The sequence below is a fragment of the Streptomyces sp. WAC 04229 genome (genome assembly GCF_003947455.1).
Taxonomy (GTDB): domain Bacteria; phylum Actinomycetota; class Actinomycetes; order Streptomycetales; family Streptomycetaceae; genus Streptomyces.
Genome location: NZ_QHJH01000450.1, coordinates 1 through 261 on the forward strand (window position 1 = coordinate 1; position 261 = coordinate 261).

The 261-nt window shown below is 68.2% G+C and carries 1 protein-coding gene; it reads right to left on the reverse strand.

Annotation, left to right across the window (positions count from 1 at the left end):
• Positions 1-261, reverse strand: a 261-nt coding sequence (locus tag DMH12_RS38810; RefSeq protein WP_148107624.1) for a DDE-type integrase/transposase/recombinase, incomplete at both ends; no start/stop codon positions are given.

Here is a 261-nt window from a genome sequence, read left to right on the forward strand (position 1 = left end):
CGCCGAGCTGGTTGAGGACCTGTTTCCAGGCCAGGCCCTTGCGGTAGGCCCAGGCATTGTCCGTGAGGACGCGCTCGATGCGGGGGATGCCGCTGGCGTGGAAGAAGGCGGCTGCGCGAGTGAGGAAGTCTGCACAAGTCGCGACCTTCTCGTCGCTGTGGATCTCGCTGTATGCGAGGCGGGTGTGGTCGTCGACGGCGGAGTGGACGTAGTCGAAGCCCATGCCTCGGATCGGCCGGCCGGCGTCGCGGCCGCGGACCT